The following is a 14,907-nucleotide window of genomic DNA, read 5'->3' as shown; positions in this document are numbered from 1 at the left end:
TTTGGGTGCACTCGTCAAGCCCCCGCTGGAAATCCCTGGTAGAGGTGGTCCATGGCGCCACAGCTGCGGACGTTGGAGGCCCGGGAATGGGACACCTGGTACCGGACCCTGGAGCGGGCGTTCGGCGGGCCGCCCACGCCCCCGGAGACGCGGGAGCTGTGGCAGAGCCTGACCGAACACGACCGGTCCATCGGCGCCTGGGACGGCGACGAGTGCGTGGGTACCGCCGGCGCCTTCTCGCTGCGCCTGTCCGTGCCGGGCGGCGCCCTGGTCGACACCGCCGGCGTGACGATGGTGAGCGTGTCCGCCACGCACCGTAGGCGCGGCCTGATGACGGCCATGATGCGACGCCAGCTGGACGACATCCGCGAACGGGGTGAGCCACTGGCGGCACTGGTCGCCTCCGAGCCGGACATCTACGGCCGCTTCGGCTACGGCATGGCCACGCAACAGCTCACGACGACCATCGACACGACGCGCGTACGCATGGAGGTACCGGCCGGCGAGGGCGCGGACGGGGTGAGCGAGGTGCGGCTGCGGTACGCCGATCCGGTGTCCGCGCTGACGGCGTGCGAAGCGGTCTACGCGGACCAGGTCGCCGGCCGGCCGGGCATGCCGGCCCGCCCGCCCGGCTGGGAGCGCCTGTCCGTACTGACACCCCAGGGTGGCGGCGGCGACGGCTCACCGCTCCAGTGCGTCGTCGCCGAGCGGGACGGGGCGACGGTCGGATACGCCCGCTTCCACAACACCCCGCAGTGGAACCTCTCGGGCGCACACGGCGCGATCGTGCTGCGCGACCTCGAGGCCCGGGATCCGGGGGCGTACGCGGCGCTGTGGCGTTTCCTCTTCGAGATCGATCTGACGTCGACGCTCGTGGCACAGAACCGCCCGGTGGACGACGCGTGGCAGCACCTCGTCTCGGACGTCCGCCGGTGCGAAAGGCAGCTGCGGGACGGGCTGTTCGTCCGGCTGGTGGATGTGGGCGCCGCGCTGGCGGCCCGTACGTACCGTGCTCCGGTCGAGCTCGTCTTCGAGGTCACGGACCCCTTCTGCCCCTGGAACGAAGGCCGTTGGCGGCTCGCCGGGGACACGGGCGGCGCGTCGTGCACGCGCACCCGCGCGGCGGCCGATGTGACGCTGCACGTACGGGCACTGGCCTCCGCCTATCTGGGCGGCGTCTCCCTGACCGCCCTCGCACGAGCCGGGCGGGCCGGACGGGCCGACGAGCTGAGCCGCGGAACGCTCGCACGAGCCTCCTTGGCCTTCGGCAACGAGCCGGCCCCCTGGCTCCCGCACTCCTTCTAGCTCCGGCCGGCACGGAGGTTTGGTTCGGTGCCGCGGGCCGGGTACGTGGCATCCTGTGGGCATGACGTCCGAGGTCACGGCCGCGGCGTGGGCGGCGCGGCAGGTCGCCCGGGTCCGCGACGACCCTGCCGGGCGGACGGCCTTGATGGAGCGCTGCTATTCCGGCCCGTTCGGCAAGGCGCCCCAGCACCTGCCGTTCCGCCGGGCCGCGCTGTCGTTCATGGGCTGGCAGGTACGGCGGGGCGTGCTGCGGCCGACGTCGGGCGGCCGACCCGGCAGTCCGTGGTGGCGTGCGGTGAACGAACGCATCCTCCGTGACGGCTGCGAGGCGGTGGCCCTCAGCGGCGGGCTTCCCGGGCCGGCCTCCTCGCGTACGGTCGACCACTGGCTGTCCTTCGCCGAGCACCCCACCGCCCGGGCCTGGTACCGGGCGCACAACGGGAGCGTGGTCGCCGCCTACCTCGGGAACCGCAGCCTCGCGGAGGCGGAGAACGAGAGCGAGCGGTTCTTCATGAACGTCGTCCTCTGCCGCGTGCTCTACGCCCACACCCTCGTCGCGGCGCCCCGGATCTCCCTCGGCCCGCTGCGTCCGCTCGCCCCTTTGCTCGGTGATCCGAGGCTGGGCATGACCGGGATCTTCCTGCAGCTGTCCCGTGTGCTCCCCGACGAGTACCCGCTCAGCGGCACGGTGCAGTCCCACCTCGACAGGGAGATCGGCTTCGGCCGTCTCCTGGACTACGGGGTGATCGTTCCGCGACTGCAACAGCTCTACGAGTGGTCGGCGCACGAACTCTCGGCGCCGGACCTGCTCGGCTGCGTCCGCGACGGAGCCCCGATCTACGCCTGGCCGTTCGAAGACCGGCGCGTCTGGCAACCGCCGCGCTCATTCGCCGTCCGGATGGCCCACAGGACACTCCCGCCCGCTCCGTAGCCCGTCCGTCATTGACGGCGAGTTCGCTGCTCAGTCGTCGGCATGGGCGGGTGAGATCTGCTGCGGAGTGCTGGAACGTGCCCAACTGGGTTCCACGGAACGGGAGCAGCACCGTGACCTCGTCGTCGACGCCGAAGAGGCCTGGTATGCCGTGCGCAGCAGAGCCGTGTTCTTCTCGGCAGTGGTGGTCATCTCGCTGTCCTCTCAGGGGAACCGCCGTGCGCCCTGTGATCGCTTCGGGCCGGATGCCCTCAGTGGAAACGGTGACGCTGCGGCAAGGTCAAGCCGATCACGGGCGGCGATGGCGATCAGGAAGCGGCGTCGGCGAGGATGGCACGGCGGGCGTTGATCGCGGCGGCGAGCAGGCGCTCGTCCAGCATCGTCTCGCCGTCCCGTGTGGAGTCGTTGACCGGTAGACGGGTGCGCCGGTCGATCAGTGCCGTCAGCGACGGCAGCGCGGGCATCGCGTGCCGGCCCATGCGTGCCAGGCCTTCCGAGTAGTACTCGCCGATCGCGTAGTCACCGAGGTGCGGTGTCATGAGGGCGAGAACGCGGGGCAGGGCGATGGGGCCGGCGTGCCGCAGCCACAGCGGAGCGCATGCCGCCTGCATGCGTCCAGGCCGTTTGAAGGTGAGGTTGTACAACTGGGCGGCCTGCCGGAAGGTCAGCGGACCCGCGTCCAGCAGGGCCCCGAAGATCTCAGGGGCCTGGTGAAGTCGCCCGGTGCCCACGGGCTTGGCGTCAAGGACCGCGGCGGCGGTGGCGCTGTCGTACGAGGGCGTCGGACTGCCGGAAGGCCGACGGGCCTTGGGATACGGAGTGAAGGGGACCTCGGCGACCAGCGCGCCATGGGTGTGCATCGCGGCCTCCGAAATGGAGGCGGTGGTAAGGGCTTTGGCCAAGGCCGAGCTGATTCCTTGTCCGCAGTGACGGACGAGCAGGGGCAGGAGTTCGACGGGGGCCGCCCGCCAGTCGTGACAGGCCTCCCGGGCCAGGCCCGCGCCGATGTCCCGGGTGGCGGGATCGCCAAGGAGCCGCGCCACCAGGGCGTAGACGTGACGCTCGCGCCCCAGCCGGTACAGGACCCGACCCCAGCGCCAGCCGACGCCGTCCAGGTGGCACGCGGCCTCCCGGGCATCGGCGAGCAGCGCCCTGTCGAGCCGGAGCCACTGCCGGGCAGGGGCGACGCTCAGGGTCTCCAGTCGGGCCAGGAAGCGGACGGAGGCCAGGGAGTCGTCGTGCAGGTGCGCGAGGGAGCCACGGAGCCACTCGGCGAGGGCGGTACGCACCACGGGCTCGGTGAGTTCACCGAGAGCCCTGAGCGCAACATCGCTGCCTCCGGCGTGCACGACGAGGTACGCGGCCCGGCGCCGTACCTCGTCATCGGGGTCGGTGAGTCGAGCGAGCGCGGCCTCGGCGGCATCGGGCCAAGGGCGCCCGGCCCTGGCGGATGACAGGAGGTCCAGGACCTCACGGCGTACGAACGTGTCGTCGGCCCGGGAGAGCTCAAGCAGCCGGACGGACACGGGGCCGGTGCGGTCGGCGCGTATCGCGTCGAGGACCGCGATACGGGCAGGGTGGGCGGCAGTCGTGGCGTGTCCCGCGGACACGGCCTCGTCCAGCCACTTCATCGAACGGGGCGGTGGACGCCCTTCCGTGCAGAGGTTTCGGTCATGCGGCTGATCATGCCATGTGCAGCAAGCTCTGGGGCGTCGCGGGCTGGTCGTCGTCGATGCCGCACCGCTCGACCAGCGCGTTCAGCGCCTCGTCTCGTACCTGGTCAGGACCACGCCGCCGGGAAACGTCCGTGTCTCCACCAGGTTCAGGTTCACCCAGCTGTCCAGCGCGGTGAAGAACGGTGTGCCGCCACCCACCAGGACCGGATGGGTGACGATCTCGTACTCGTCGATCAGCCCGGCCCGCATCGCCGCCCCGGCGAGCGTCGCGCCACCGACCCTCATCGGCCCACCGTCCTCGGCCTTGAGCCGAGTGATCTCCGCGACCGCGTCGTCGCCGGTGAACAGGCGGGTGTTCCAGTCGACCTTGTCGACCGTCGAGGAGAACACCACCTTCGGCGTGTCCCGCCAGTTCCGCGCGAACTCGATCTGCGCCGGGGTCGCCCCCGGCTGCTGGTCGCCGGTCGGCCAGTAGGCGCTCATGGTCTCCCACAGCTTGCGCCCGTACAGAAACAGGCTGATCGCCCGCTCCTCGTCGAGCCACCACTGGAACAGCTCGTCGCTCGGCGGCCCGCCCCAGCCGATGTCGTCGCCGGGCGCGGCGATATAGCCGTCCAGGGACAGGTTCATGCCGTAGAGCAGTCTCCGCATGGCGCCGGCCTTCCGTCACTCGGGCTCGGAAGTCTAGACGGGCCACGACCCCGAATTCCGGACCCGGGTCATGTGTTCAGTCCGTTCCCTGCACACGACTTTCCAGCTTTGGCTGAACGGTCTCGCCGGGTCGACGGGCAGGCGGCGCGGGTTGTGCACTCGTGTCTCATCAGGCTCGATACCCAGCGCCTCGGGGGTGGGCGGGCGAGGTGGCCCTCGCCGAGGCCGGGCTGGGCGTTCACCCCGGCACGGGTCCGTTCGGAGGATGCGGGCAGGAGGGCGGGGCACGTTCCCTGGAAGGGCCGGCGACGCATCGGCGCGACAGAAAGTGCCGCCCCGCCTCCCGGCCCGCCCCTTCCGGAAGGACCACCCGTGGAACTCACCCTGCTCGGCACCGCCGCCCCCGAGGGGTTGCCCCGACCCGGCTGCCCCTGCGCGGGCTGCGCCGCTTCCGTCGGCGCGCACGCCCGCGCCGCGACGGCGGTGCTCGTGGACGGGGTCCTGCTCCTCGACGCGACGCCCGGCGCCGGCGCGGGCGCCGCGCGGGCCGGGCACGCACCGTCCGGGATCCGCTACGTGCTGCCGGCTCGCCCCGAGAAGGGCGGCCCGGCCGGAGCGCCGGTGCCCGGCCTGCCCCCGGCGGGTCGGCTGCCCGCCGGGCAGCAGCTTGCGGCGGCTTCCGGGCACCGGGTGCGGGCCGTCTCCGTCGACGTACCGGGTACCGGCTACGCGGTGACCGGCCCCGACGGCACCCGCGCCCTCTACCTGCCGCCCGGCGCGGCCCCCACCGGCGGGGACGGGGCCGACCGGGCCGCGGAACGCCCGTACGAGGTGGTCTTCGCGGACGTGCTGGGCCGCCCGGAGGCGCTGGCCCGGCTGCGGGCCTCCGGCGCGGTCGGCCCCGGCACGGACGTGATCGCGGTGCACCTGGATCACGACGACCCGCTCGGCGCCGAACTGGACCGCCGCTGCGTGGCCGCCGGCGCCCGGGCCGTGCCGGACGGGACCGCAGTGCTCACCGGCCGGCCGGTGCCGGCCCCGGCCGTACCGCGCCGGACCCTGGTGGTGGGCGGAACCCGCTCGGGGAAGTCCCTCCAGGCGGAGCGCCGCCTGGAGGCCCACCCGGACGTGGTGTACGCCGCCACCGGTGGCGGCCGCGACGGGAACCCGGACTGGGTGCAACGGGTGCAGCTGCACCGGGAGCGGCGTCCCGCCCACTGGCGGACGGTGGAGACCCGCGACCTGCTCCCGCTGCTCGCCCAGGACGGTCCGCCGCTGCTGGTCGACTGCCTGGCGTCGTGGCTGGCCGACGCGATGGAGCGGATCGACGCCGGGGACGATACGGCCTGGCTGGGCGGCGGCCAGCAGAAACTGCGTGCGCAGTCCGCCGAATTGGCGGCCGCGGTACGGGCAACCCGGCGGCGGGTGGTGCTGGTCAGCAGCGAGGTGGGATCCGGGGTCGAACCCGGCACCGTCTGGCAGCGGCGGTACCGCGACGAGCTCGGCTGGCTCAACGCCGCGGTGGGCGGGACCTGCGAGGAGGTGCTCCTCGTGGTCGCCGGGCAGGTGCTGGCGCTGAAGGGGTGACCGCCGTGGGACGGGGCCGCTCAGTTGGCTGCGGTACAAGGGTTGGGAGCCCCGCCAGGGCCACCCACCACCGAGTAAGGCGACGCAGACGTACGGGGGAAGCACCGCCTGGCGAAATCTCTGCGGGAGTCGGCCTTCTGGAGGGCGTCGGAGGCGTCGGCTCGCCCTATGCGCTTGATCGACTGCGGCTTGGCCCTTCCGATCCGCTTGATGGACTTGCCCGGCGTGGGGCTGTCGTCGGTGGTGACGGCGGGTGCGGTGGTGGGTGAGGCGTGTGCGGCGGTGGTGAGTGAGGCGCCTCCGGCCGTGAGCAGGGTGGCGATCAGCAGGGGGGCGAGGCGTCGGGTCCGGGTGCCGGTCATGGGGGTGGGCTCCTGGGTCGGGGATCGGGGGTGGTGGGGCTGGCGGGCGGGCCGGCGGCGTGCCGTGGCCGCGCCGGCCCTTGTCACTCCATTGCGCCCCGGTTCCGGGCCGGGGTCACGGCACGGAACCTCGGGGCTTGACAGGAGATCCGGCCGCGATCAGCCGGTGCAGGTGATCGAGAAGGGCACCGGGTTGGAGGTGGTGCGGGTGGGGCTCTGGAGTTCCACGGCCATTCCGGTGGTCAGGTTGCCGGCCTTCGCGTACGTCGTCAGCCGCACGGTGTCGTGCCCGGTGGGGTTGGCCTTGTCGCCGATGGACATCGTGCGCCAGTGCGGATCCACCACCGAGCCGTCGCCGGATACCCATCGGTAGGAGATCAGGGTGGGCTCGGAGGCCGTGAAGGTCGCGGTGAACGCCGGGGCCTGGCTCTCGGGGGTCGGGCACTTGCCGGTGTACTTGGTGTTCGCGCCCGCCACCGACATCCGTACGCCGCCCGCACCGGGGGTGGAGTCGTCGTCGTTGCCGCTGAGGGCGTAGGCCACTCCGGCGCCGATCAGGACGCAGACGGCCGCGCCGGCCGCGACGAAGACAGTCGTACGGCGCTTACGGGGCGGGGTGACGGGCTCTGCGGCTGTCGGGTGCGCGGGGGACGCCGGCGCGGGGGACGCGTGCGTCGCCGCCGCAGCGGGCTCCGCCGTGGTGGTGGCCTCCGGCACCCCTGTCGGGACCGGTGCCTCTGCCGTGGCGGGCTCCATGGGCTCCGTGGGTGCAGCCGGAGCCGCCGGAACCTCGGGCGCCGGCAGGACGCGGGCGGCGGTCGTGGTGGCGTCCGGTTCGTGGGCGATGCCCCGCAGGGCCTCGGCGGCTTCGGCGGCGGAGGTCCGCTCGGCCGGCTCCTTGCGGAGCAGCCCGGCGATGACCGGGGCGAGCGGGCCGGCCCGCGTCGGCACCGGCGGTTCCTCGTCCACGACGGCCCGCAGGGTGCTCAGCGCGCTGTCCTGCCGGAACGGCGAGATCCCCTCCACGGCCGCGTACAGCATCACGCCGAGGGACCACAGGTCCGACTCGGGGCCCGAGGGGCGGCCCAGCGCCCGCTCCGGCGGCAGGTACTCGGGGGAGCCGACCACCTCGCCGGTCAGGGTCAGCGCGGTGCTGCCCTCGACCACGGCGATGCCGAAGTCGCTGAGCACCACCCGTCCGTCCTCGGCGAGCAGCACGTTCGCCGGCTTCACATCGCGGTGCTCCACCCCGACGGCGTGCGCGGCGCGCAGCGCGCTCAGCACCTCCGCGCCGATGTGCGCGGCGTGCCGGGGGGTGAGCGGTCCCTCGGCGCGCAGCAGATCGGCCAGCGACTGCCCGCGGATCAGCTCCATGACGATCCACGGCCGGTCGTCCTCCATGGCCACGTCGTGGACCGTCACCACGTTGCGGTCGGGTATCCGGGCCGCCGCCCACGCCTCCCGCTCCAGCCTGCTGTACATCCGCGCGATGTCGCCGGCCCGCAGATGGGCCGGGGCACGGACCTCCTTGACGGCGACCTCGCGGTGCAGGGTCTCGTCGCGGGCCCGCCACACCGTGCCCATACCGCCCTCGCCGAGCCGGGAGAGCAGCCGGTAGCGGCCGGCGATCAGCCGTTCCCCGCCCGGTGCGGCCGGTGCGCCCGGTGCGGCTGCAGTCGTGGCCGTGTCCGCAGTGGTGTCCGCGGTCGCGGTCGTGTCCACGGTCGCGGCAGTGCCTGCCGTGGCCGCCGTAACCGCTGTGGTGGCCGCGAGCGTGCTCTCCGTCACGGTCTCGGATTCCTCGTTGTGCATGGGGGCGGTTCTCCTCTGATCGCCTACCGACGCCAACATCACGTACGAACCGCGGCTTCCGGTTCAACGAACTGACCGAAAATTTTTGAAAATGGTTGAACCGAACACGTTCGTGACTGCGTGTTGCTGTCGTACGAGGAGTCAGTAGGCGTCTTTTTCAAGGAGTGTGGAGTGGCTTCGGTCATCGTTGGAAGCACGGGCCCCTTTACCGGGCAGAGCGTGGTCCTGGACGGCGAGCCCGTCAGCTTCGGGCGCAAGAGCGACAACACCGTCGTGATCGTCAGCCCCAGTTCCTCCCGGCTGCACGCCGAGATCCTCACCGAGGACGCCGGTTACGTCCTCTACGACAGGGACAGCCGGAACGGCACGTTCGTCAACGACCAGCGCGTCACGCGGCATGTGCTCCGTCCGAACGACCGCATCCGGATCGGCGACGAAACGTTCCTGTACGAGGCCCAGGACGCCATGGAGACGGTCATGGACCTCTCCCTCCTGGACGTGCCCCGGCCGAGCGCCGCGGACCCCGGCACGCTGCGGGTCACCATCACCGGCGGCGGCCCTGTGGGCCTCGCCTTCGCCCTGGCGCTCGACGAGATGCTGCCCGGGCGGACCGCCATCACCCTCTACGACGGGCGCTGGACCAGGAAGGGTTCCTCGGTCGTCTGGAAGGACGAGACCCAGGGGAACTTCCGCCGCCAGCAGGTGGTGACCGTACAGAGCCGCCAGTACCTCGCCCTGCCCGAGGAGGTGCTCGCCGTCCTCTTCGACGACGACCGCGCCTACTCCGAGATGTGGCCCGTCGGCCCCGACTCGGTCGACGGCCGCCCTCCCCGCAACATCCGGATCGCCCACATCGAGGACCGGCTGCTGGACCTGGCCAACCGGAAGCCCTCGATCCGCCTGGTTCCCAAGCGTTTCGACGTGGCGGAGGAGCAGAACCGGATCACCCAGGATCACGTCCTGGTGGTCGCCGAGGGCGGCCGCTCCCGCACCCGGGAGTACTACGCCGACCGCTTCGGCGCGGCCGACGCCTCGATCTACTCCCTCGACGGCGAGCACCTCCAGGACATCGTGCTGGGGCTGCGCGTCAAGTCGAAGCTGCCGGACCCGATGAGCGTGCTGCTCACCGTGTCGCAGAACAGGTTCCTGCTCAACTCGCTGCGCGGCGAGGGCTTCCTGAACATGCGGCTCACCCGGGAGGAGACCAAGAGCGTCATCGGCATCGACCCGGTCCGCCACGTCTTCGAGGAGTGCATCGCCGCCCGTCCCTGCCTGATGAGCCGGCAGGAGGAGGACAACGAGTTCCGCTGCCCCACCCACGGCACCCTCTTCCTGCCCGCCCTGCTGCGCGGTTCCCCGCTCTGGAAGGAGATCCGGCAGGGCCTCAGCCTGTTCGGGGTGGCCGAGGAGGACCTGTCCGCGATCACCTCGTTCCGGCTGGACATGGTGCAGCGCCCGCGGTTCACCGCACAGTTGCACCGGCCGACCACGACCACCCCCGGCACCTACGGCTTCCTGCTGGGCGACGCGGCCAACGCCATCCACTTCTGGCCGGGCCGCGGCCTCAACAGCGGTCTGGCCTCGGCCACTTCGCTGGCCCGCTCGCTCAGCCGCGCCTGGCAGGGCAAGCCGCTGCGGGACGCCGACTTCATCCGGCACGAGGCGGCGATGTCCATGCTCCAGTACCGGCACAAGAGCCGGGCCTGGAACGCCATGGTGACCACCGACGAACAGGGCGTCACCCGCGCCATCAAGGACATCATCGCGCGCAGCGCGGAGGCCGGCGGGGGTGCGGCTGCCGGTGCCGGTTCCGCTGGTGTCGGATCAGGTGCCGCGGACGGGACCGACCTGGACGCACTGCTGGACCGGATGGCCGGAATCCGCGAACGGCTGGCGCCCCGCATGCCCGGCCTGCCCGACGACGCGGAACTCCGCTCCCACCTCGCCTCGATCGCCCCGGCCACCCTCCGCACCCTGCGGGAGAGCGGCGCCTGGGACACCCTGATCGTCGGCGGCGAGGAGGCCGACATCGACCTCTTCTACCAGTCGGACTCCCCGGTCTTCGTCCCCCGCCCGGCCGACCCCCGGAGCCCCTCCCCCGTCGGCTGAACGCCCCGGGAGGCCGCGGGCTTCGGCCCCGGCCTCCTCGCCGCGCCCTGCGCCGGCGCCGTCACCACGACACCGCCTCCCGCACCCCTTGCACAGACGTGAACACATGCCCTTGGAGGCCCAGTTGACGGGCCGCCTGTACGTTCTCGGCCCGATCGTCGACGAACAGGATCTCCCCGGGCGGCAGTCCGAGCTCGCGGACGCACCACTCGTAGGCGGCGGGCTCGGGCTTGGCGCTGCCGATCCGGCAGGACAGTCCGCGGACCGCGAACCGTTCCAGCCAGGGGTGGGTGGCCTCGTACAGGACGGCCAGGTCCTCGGGAATGTTGGAGAGCAGGCCCAGCACGATTCCCCGGTCGGCGAGGAGGCCGAGCAGGTCCACGGCATGCTGGTCGATCTCGCTCCAGCCGGCGAGGTCGGCGGCGGTCAGCGCGTCGGTCAGCCCGCGGTCGCACGGGATGCCCAGGTGCGCGCACACCGCCCGCCAGTAGCCGGGCCCGGTGACCTCACCGCGGTCGTAGGCGGGCCGTTGCGACCAGTACGCCGCCCAGAAGCGGTCGGGGTCGCCACCGGCCGTGCGTTCCAGGACGGCCATGGACTCGGGCGACTGGACGCGCGCGATGACACCGAACAAGTCGAAGAGGACGGCTTTCATCCTTCGGTTCCTCACGTTCCACGGGTTCAGGGAGCGGTGACGGAGTCCGTACGCGCGCGGTCGCGCGGCCCCGGCACGCCGCCGGGGTCGGGGGCGTTGCGCCGCAGCCACAGGCTCAGCACGCCGCAGATGACGGCGAGCAGGAACAGCAGCAGCGGCACCGTGTTCACCTCCATCGTGTCGATGACGGCACCCAGCAGGGGCGGGAACGCCACCCCGCCGATCATCGAGGCGGCGATCACATAGGCGCCGGCGGCGGCCACGCCGGGCACGGCGCGGTTCAGCCAGGGCAGACAGGTCGGGAAGATCGGCGCGATCATCAGGCCGACGCCGAAGTACGCGTACGGAGCGAGAGCCGGGACCGTCGCCAGGAGGAGGAAGCCGGCCATGCCGACGCAGCTGACGAGGAGGATCGACGGCGCGGACCAGCGCAGGCTGATCGGCGCGGCGACGAACCGGCCGATGGTCATGGCGGCCCAGTAGGCCGAGGTCGCCGTCGCGGCGGTGGCGGTGCCGTATCCGACGGCTTCGAGGTGGGTGGGCTCCCAGCCGCCGACGCCGGTCTCGATGGCGACGTGCAGGACGTAGACCCCGATGAACACTCCGATGATCGGAAGCACCCGGGCGCCGCCCGCCGAGGCGCTGTCCGCGGAGACGGGGGCGGGGGCCGGCTCCCGGGCGGCCACCCCGCCGAGAGTGACGAGGATCAGCAGGCTGATCACCCCGGCGCCGACGAAGAGCTCCGGGTAACTGTCCGCCCCGAAGCGGCCGATCAGGGCGGGGCCGGCGATCGCTCCGATGCCGAAGTGCCCGTTCAGCAGGTTGAGCATGGCGGTGCCGCGGTGGCCGAAACCGACGGCGAAGAGCCGGTTGAGGCCGTAGTCGATGCCGCCGAAGCCCAGGCCGATGACGAACGTGCCGGCGAGAGCGAGGGACCAGCTCGGCGAGAAGGCGAAGACGACCGCGCCGACGGCCATGAGCAGGTAGGAACCGCCGAGGAGCATCCGGTTGTTCAGACGGCCCCGCAGGAGGTGGTAGATCAGCACCCCGAGCAGGGCGCCGGCGAAGTGCGCGCTGAGGCTCAGCCCGGCCACGGTCGGACTGATGCCGTACTCGTCCCGCAGGGCCGGGATCGCCGGACCGTAGAGCGCCTGGAGGGCGCCGATCAGCACGAACGCCAGGCACGAGGCGACGATCGCGACGGTGGTGAGAAGTGGCTTCCCTCCTTCCGGCAGATCGGCCTCACTGGTGGCGGTCACGGCTCTCCTCATCGGTCATAGCCGAATGAACACGATCAACGTTCGCATCGGCCTGAAGTTCACACTCTCCCCCTCAAGCTACACACTCAAGATGTTCGTTTCAACAGAATCCATGTGCGAAACGCTCAGTCGGGCTTCCCGCAGCCCCCATCTGTGCTAAAAGCAGACACATGAATGTGATGGAGAGGCACAAGTTCGTGGTGGGACTGCTGATGCAGCAGAACCGCGCGACGGTGGCCGAGCTGGCCCAGGCCACCGGGGCGTCCGAGATGACCATCCGCCGGGACCTGGAGGTACTGGAGTCCCGGGGAGCGCTGCGCCGGGTGCGCGGCGGTGCCGTGAGCAGCCTGCCCGGCGGCGTCGAGCCCCCGTACGCGATCCGCGCCATGTCCGGCTCGCAGGCCAAGGAACGGCTCGCGCGCGCCGTGGTCGAACTGCTCACCGACGGCGAGACCGTCGCGCTGGACACGGGCACGACCGCTGTCGCCGTCGCGAAGGCCATGGCGGAGCGCCAGTTCACCGTCGCACCCCTCTCCCTGCACGCGACCTTCGCCCTGTCCGCGTACCCCGGCATCCAACTGGTGCTGCCCGGCGGACAGGTGCGGCCCGAGGAGCTGTCCTTCCACGGCCACGCGGCCGTGCAGACCTTCAAGGACCTGTGCTTCGACACGTTCGTCCTGGGCTGCTGCGGGGTCGACCCCGTCCAGGGCGCCACCGCCTACAACCTCGACGACGTACAGGTGAAGCGGGCAGCGGTCGCCTCGGCGCAGCGCGTGATCCTCGTCGCGACCGCCGACAAGATCGGCCGTACGGCACTGGGCCGCATCTGCTCCATGGAGGAGATCGCCCTCGTCGTCACGGACGCCCCCGCGGACTCCCCTGCGGTCGAAGCGCTGCGCGACCAGGGCGTCGAGGTGGTCCACCCGGCGGACGACTGAGGTTTTCGGATGCGCGTCAGGGTGATAACCCTCCCGACACCGCGCGCACGCCAGCTGGGGGGCGTCATGAAGTACGACCTGTCCGGTCGCCTGGTGGTGGGGATCGCCTCCAGTGCCCTGTTCGACCTCACCGACGGCGCCGCGGTGTTCCGCGAGCGGGGAGAGGACGCGTACCGCTCCCACCAAGAGGCGCACGTGGACGACGTCCTGGCCAAGGGGGTGGCCTTCCCCTTCGTCCGTCGCCTGCTGTCACTGAACGACCTCGCGGATCCATCCGATCCGCTGGTCGAGGTCATCATCCTGTCGCGCAACGATCCGGACACCGGGCTGCGGGTGATGCGTTCGATCAAGGCGCACGGCCTGCCCATCAGCCGGGCCGTCTTCCGGCAGGGCCGTTCACCCCACCGGTTCATGCCGGCGCTGAACATGTCGTTGTTCCTGTCGGCCCACGGGGCCGACGTTCGCGAGGCGGTGGCAGACGGATTGCCGGCCGGGCACGTGCTCGAGACGGCACGGGTCGACGACGAGACCGACCCCGAACTGCGCATCGCCTTCGACTTCGACGGGGTGCTGGCGGGTGATGCCTCCGAGCGGATCTTCCAGGGCGCCGGCCTCGACGAGTTCCGTGCGCACGAGGTCCGCAACGCGACCACGCCGCACGATCCGGGACCGCTGAGCCGGTTCCTCTCCGGCATCAACCGCATCCAGCGCCGGGAGGAGGCCGAGCGCCGCAAGCATCCCGGATATCAGCCCCGCCTCCGGGTGTCCCTGGTCACGGCTCGGGACGCCCCCGCGCACGAGCGTGCCGTACTGAGCCTCAAGCAGTGGGGGCTACGGGTCGATGACGCCTTCTTCCTCGGCGGCATCGACAAGGCTGCCGTCATGAGCGTCCTGGATCCGCACATGTTCTTCGACGACCAGGTCTCGCACCTGAACGGCACCGCGGCGGCCACCCCCAGCGTTCACATCCCGTTCGGAGTCGTCAACGCGTCCTCATGAGTGCGTGGCCTCGCTGCCGAGGAGGCGGTTCACGAGGAGTTCCGGGTAGCCGGAGGCCGGCGGGTCGATGCCGAAGATCGCCCGCAGGTAGAGCGGCGCGACGAGCTGGTCGAGGATCTGGTCGAGGGGCGGGGGGACCTCGCCGCGGGCGGCGGCGCGCTCGCGGATGCGCTCGATCGCGCCCATGCGGCGCTCGAACTGCTGCGCGCGCTCCCCCTGCGCCGCGGCGCTGCCCGACATCGACAGGGCGACCGCCCGGATCAGCAGTCGCCCTTCGGGCGTACGGATGCTCGCGACGCCCCCTTCGGCCCATGCCGTCAGGTCGCCGCGCAGGCTGCCGGTGTCGGCCAGCGGCGAGTCCCGTTCGAGACGGGTGACGACCACGTCGGCCAGGAGTGCCTCCCTGCTGCCCCAGCGGCGGTAGACGCTGGTGTGGTTGACCCCGGCGCGCTGTGCGACCGCGGGGATGGTGAGGTCCGCTCCCTCGGGGTCGGACAGCAGGTCGATGACGGCCTGGTGGACGGCCGAGCGGACCTGTTCGGGGCTTTTGCGTAGGCGCGGTGCCGGTTGTTTCGAGTTCACCCACCCATCGTAAGCACAAATATTTGCTTCCCGGCGACTCG

The 14,907-nt window shown here is 71.8% G+C and carries 13 protein-coding genes; 6 read left to right on the top strand and 7 right to left on the bottom strand.

Annotated elements, in window-relative coordinates:
• Positions 1-51: 51 nt before the first annotated feature.
• Together ACFYZ4_RS31655 and ACFYZ4_RS31650 are read left to right on the top strand one after the other, a co-directional pair.
• Entirely contained in the window at positions 52-1,305 is a 1,254-nt protein-coding gene (locus ACFYZ4_RS31655; protein WP_390785448.1) for a GNAT family N-acetyltransferase, read from the top strand.
• Positions 1,306-1,366: 61 nt separating this feature from the next.
• Entirely contained in the window at positions 1,367-2,236 is an 870-nt protein-coding gene (locus ACFYZ4_RS31650) for a hypothetical protein (protein WP_390785447.1), read from the top strand.
• A gap of 308 nt (positions 2,237-2,544) precedes the next feature.
• Here the strand turns inward: ACFYZ4_RS31650 and ACFYZ4_RS31645 are convergent, their stop codons facing one another.
• Together ACFYZ4_RS31645 and ACFYZ4_RS31640 are read right to left on the bottom strand one after the other, a co-directional pair.
• Positions 2,545-3,867 carry a hypothetical protein gene (locus ACFYZ4_RS31645; RefSeq protein WP_390785446.1) on the bottom strand — a complete coding sequence of 441 codons (1,323 nt, stop codon included), beginning with the start codon at positions 3,865-3,867 and terminating at the stop codon, positions 2,545-2,547.
• 126 nt (positions 3,868-3,993) lie between these two features.
• The gene (locus ACFYZ4_RS31640; protein WP_384350946.1) at positions 3,994-4,563 is read right to left on the bottom strand and encodes a dihydrofolate reductase family protein; all 570 of its coding nucleotides are present in this window, start codon (positions 4,561-4,563) and stop codon (positions 3,994-3,996) included.
• A gap of 372 nt (positions 4,564-4,935) precedes the next feature.
• Between ACFYZ4_RS31640 and ACFYZ4_RS31635 the strand changes: the two genes are divergently transcribed.
• A complete protein-coding gene (locus tag ACFYZ4_RS31635; protein ID WP_390785445.1) occupies positions 4,936-6,150 on the top strand; it encodes a bifunctional adenosylcobinamide kinase/adenosylcobinamide-phosphate guanylyltransferase in 1,215 nt (404 codons plus the stop codon).
• 20 nt (positions 6,151-6,170) lie between these two features.
• On the opposite strand, the gene ACFYZ4_RS31630 is transcribed toward ACFYZ4_RS31635, so the two are convergent.
• Positions 6,171-6,512: a hypothetical protein gene (locus ACFYZ4_RS31630; protein ID WP_390785444.1), complete on the bottom strand. Its 342-nt coding sequence runs from the start codon at positions 6,510-6,512 to the stop codon at positions 6,171-6,173.
• Positions 6,513-6,671: 159 nt separating this feature from the next.
• Positions 6,672-8,324, bottom strand: coding sequence for a serine/threonine-protein kinase (locus ACFYZ4_RS31625; RefSeq protein WP_390785443.1), 1,653 nt, complete (start codon positions 8,322-8,324; stop codon positions 6,672-6,674).
• 171 nt (positions 8,325-8,495) lie between these two features.
• On the opposite strand from ACFYZ4_RS31625, the gene ACFYZ4_RS31620 reads away from it, so the two are divergent.
• Positions 8,496-10,433, top strand: a complete 1,938-nt coding sequence (locus ACFYZ4_RS31620) for an FHA domain-containing protein (protein WP_390785442.1) — start codon at positions 8,496-8,498, stop codon at positions 10,431-10,433.
• 61 nt (positions 10,434-10,494) lie between these two features.
• Here ACFYZ4_RS31620 and ACFYZ4_RS31615 read toward each other — a convergent pair whose 3' ends face one another.
• Together ACFYZ4_RS31615 and ACFYZ4_RS31610 are read right to left on the bottom strand one after the other, a co-directional pair.
• Positions 10,495-11,088 (bottom strand): HAD family hydrolase, encoded by a 594-nt coding sequence (locus ACFYZ4_RS31615; RefSeq protein WP_390785441.1) that lies wholly within the window; start codon positions 11,086-11,088, stop codon positions 10,495-10,497.
• Between the two features lie 26 nt (positions 11,089-11,114).
• Positions 11,115-12,347, bottom strand: coding sequence for an MFS transporter (locus tag ACFYZ4_RS31610; RefSeq protein WP_351290213.1), 1,233 nt, complete (start codon positions 12,345-12,347; stop codon positions 11,115-11,117).
• A 170-nt stretch (positions 12,348-12,517) separates the two neighbouring features.
• Here ACFYZ4_RS31610 and ACFYZ4_RS31605 point away from each other — a divergent pair, with 170 nt between their 5' ends.
• Both ACFYZ4_RS31605 and ACFYZ4_RS31600 read left to right on the top strand, forming a co-directional pair.
• Positions 12,518-13,285, top strand: coding sequence for a DeoR/GlpR family DNA-binding transcription regulator (locus tag ACFYZ4_RS31605; RefSeq protein WP_390785440.1), 768 nt, complete (start codon positions 12,518-12,520; stop codon positions 13,283-13,285).
• Between the two features lie 66 nt (positions 13,286-13,351).
• The gene (locus ACFYZ4_RS31600) at positions 13,352-14,284 is read left to right on the top strand and encodes a 5'-nucleotidase (protein WP_351290217.1); all 933 of its coding nucleotides are present in this window, start codon (positions 13,352-13,354) and stop codon (positions 14,282-14,284) included.
• Here ACFYZ4_RS31600 and ACFYZ4_RS31595 read toward each other — a convergent pair.
• Positions 14,279-14,866 carry a TetR/AcrR family transcriptional regulator gene (locus ACFYZ4_RS31595; RefSeq protein WP_390785439.1) on the bottom strand — a complete coding sequence of 196 codons (588 nt, stop codon included), beginning with the start codon at positions 14,864-14,866 and terminating at the stop codon, positions 14,279-14,281. The two genes, ACFYZ4_RS31600 and ACFYZ4_RS31595, sit on opposite strands and share 6 nt — an antisense overlap.
• Between the last annotated feature and the right edge of the window lie 41 nt (positions 14,867-14,907).

The sequence above is a fragment of the Streptomyces sp. NPDC001513 genome (genome assembly GCF_042894695.1).
Classification (GTDB): domain Bacteria; phylum Actinomycetota; class Actinomycetes; order Streptomycetales; family Streptomycetaceae; genus Streptomyces.
Note: the sequence above shows the minus strand (reverse complement) of the source record. Positions and strands in the feature narration are given on the sequence as shown.

Excerpts from the sequence above, each read along its gene's own strand:
- ACFYZ4_RS31640 (WP_384350946.1), bottom strand. The coding sequence starts at position 4,563 with ATGCGGAGACTGCTCTACGGCATGAACCTGTCCCTGGACGGCTATATC.
- ACFYZ4_RS31655 (WP_390785448.1), top strand. The coding sequence starts at position 52 with ATGGCGCCACAGCTGCGGACGTTGGAGGCCCGGGAATGGGACACCTGG.
- ACFYZ4_RS31605 (WP_390785440.1), top strand. The coding sequence starts at position 12,518 with ATGAATGTGATGGAGAGGCACAAGTTCGTGGTGGGACTGCTGATGCAG.
- ACFYZ4_RS31630 (WP_390785444.1), bottom strand. The coding sequence starts at position 6,512 with ATGACCGGCACCCGGACCCGACGCCTCGCCCCCCTGCTGATCGCCACC.
- ACFYZ4_RS31625 (WP_390785443.1), bottom strand. The coding sequence starts at position 8,324 with ATGCACAACGAGGAATCCGAGACCGTGACGGAGAGCACGCTCGCGGCC.
- ACFYZ4_RS31615 (WP_390785441.1), bottom strand. The coding sequence starts at position 11,088 with ATGAAAGCCGTCCTCTTCGACTTGTTCGGTGTCATCGCGCGCGTCCAG.
- ACFYZ4_RS31645 (WP_390785446.1), bottom strand. The coding sequence starts at position 3,867 with ATGAAGTGGCTGGACGAGGCCGTGTCCGCGGGACACGCCACGACTGCC.
- ACFYZ4_RS31600 (WP_351290217.1), top strand. The coding sequence starts at position 13,352 with ATGAAGTACGACCTGTCCGGTCGCCTGGTGGTGGGGATCGCCTCCAGT.
- ACFYZ4_RS31650 (WP_390785447.1), top strand. The coding sequence starts at position 1,367 with ATGACGTCCGAGGTCACGGCCGCGGCGTGGGCGGCGCGGCAGGTCGCC.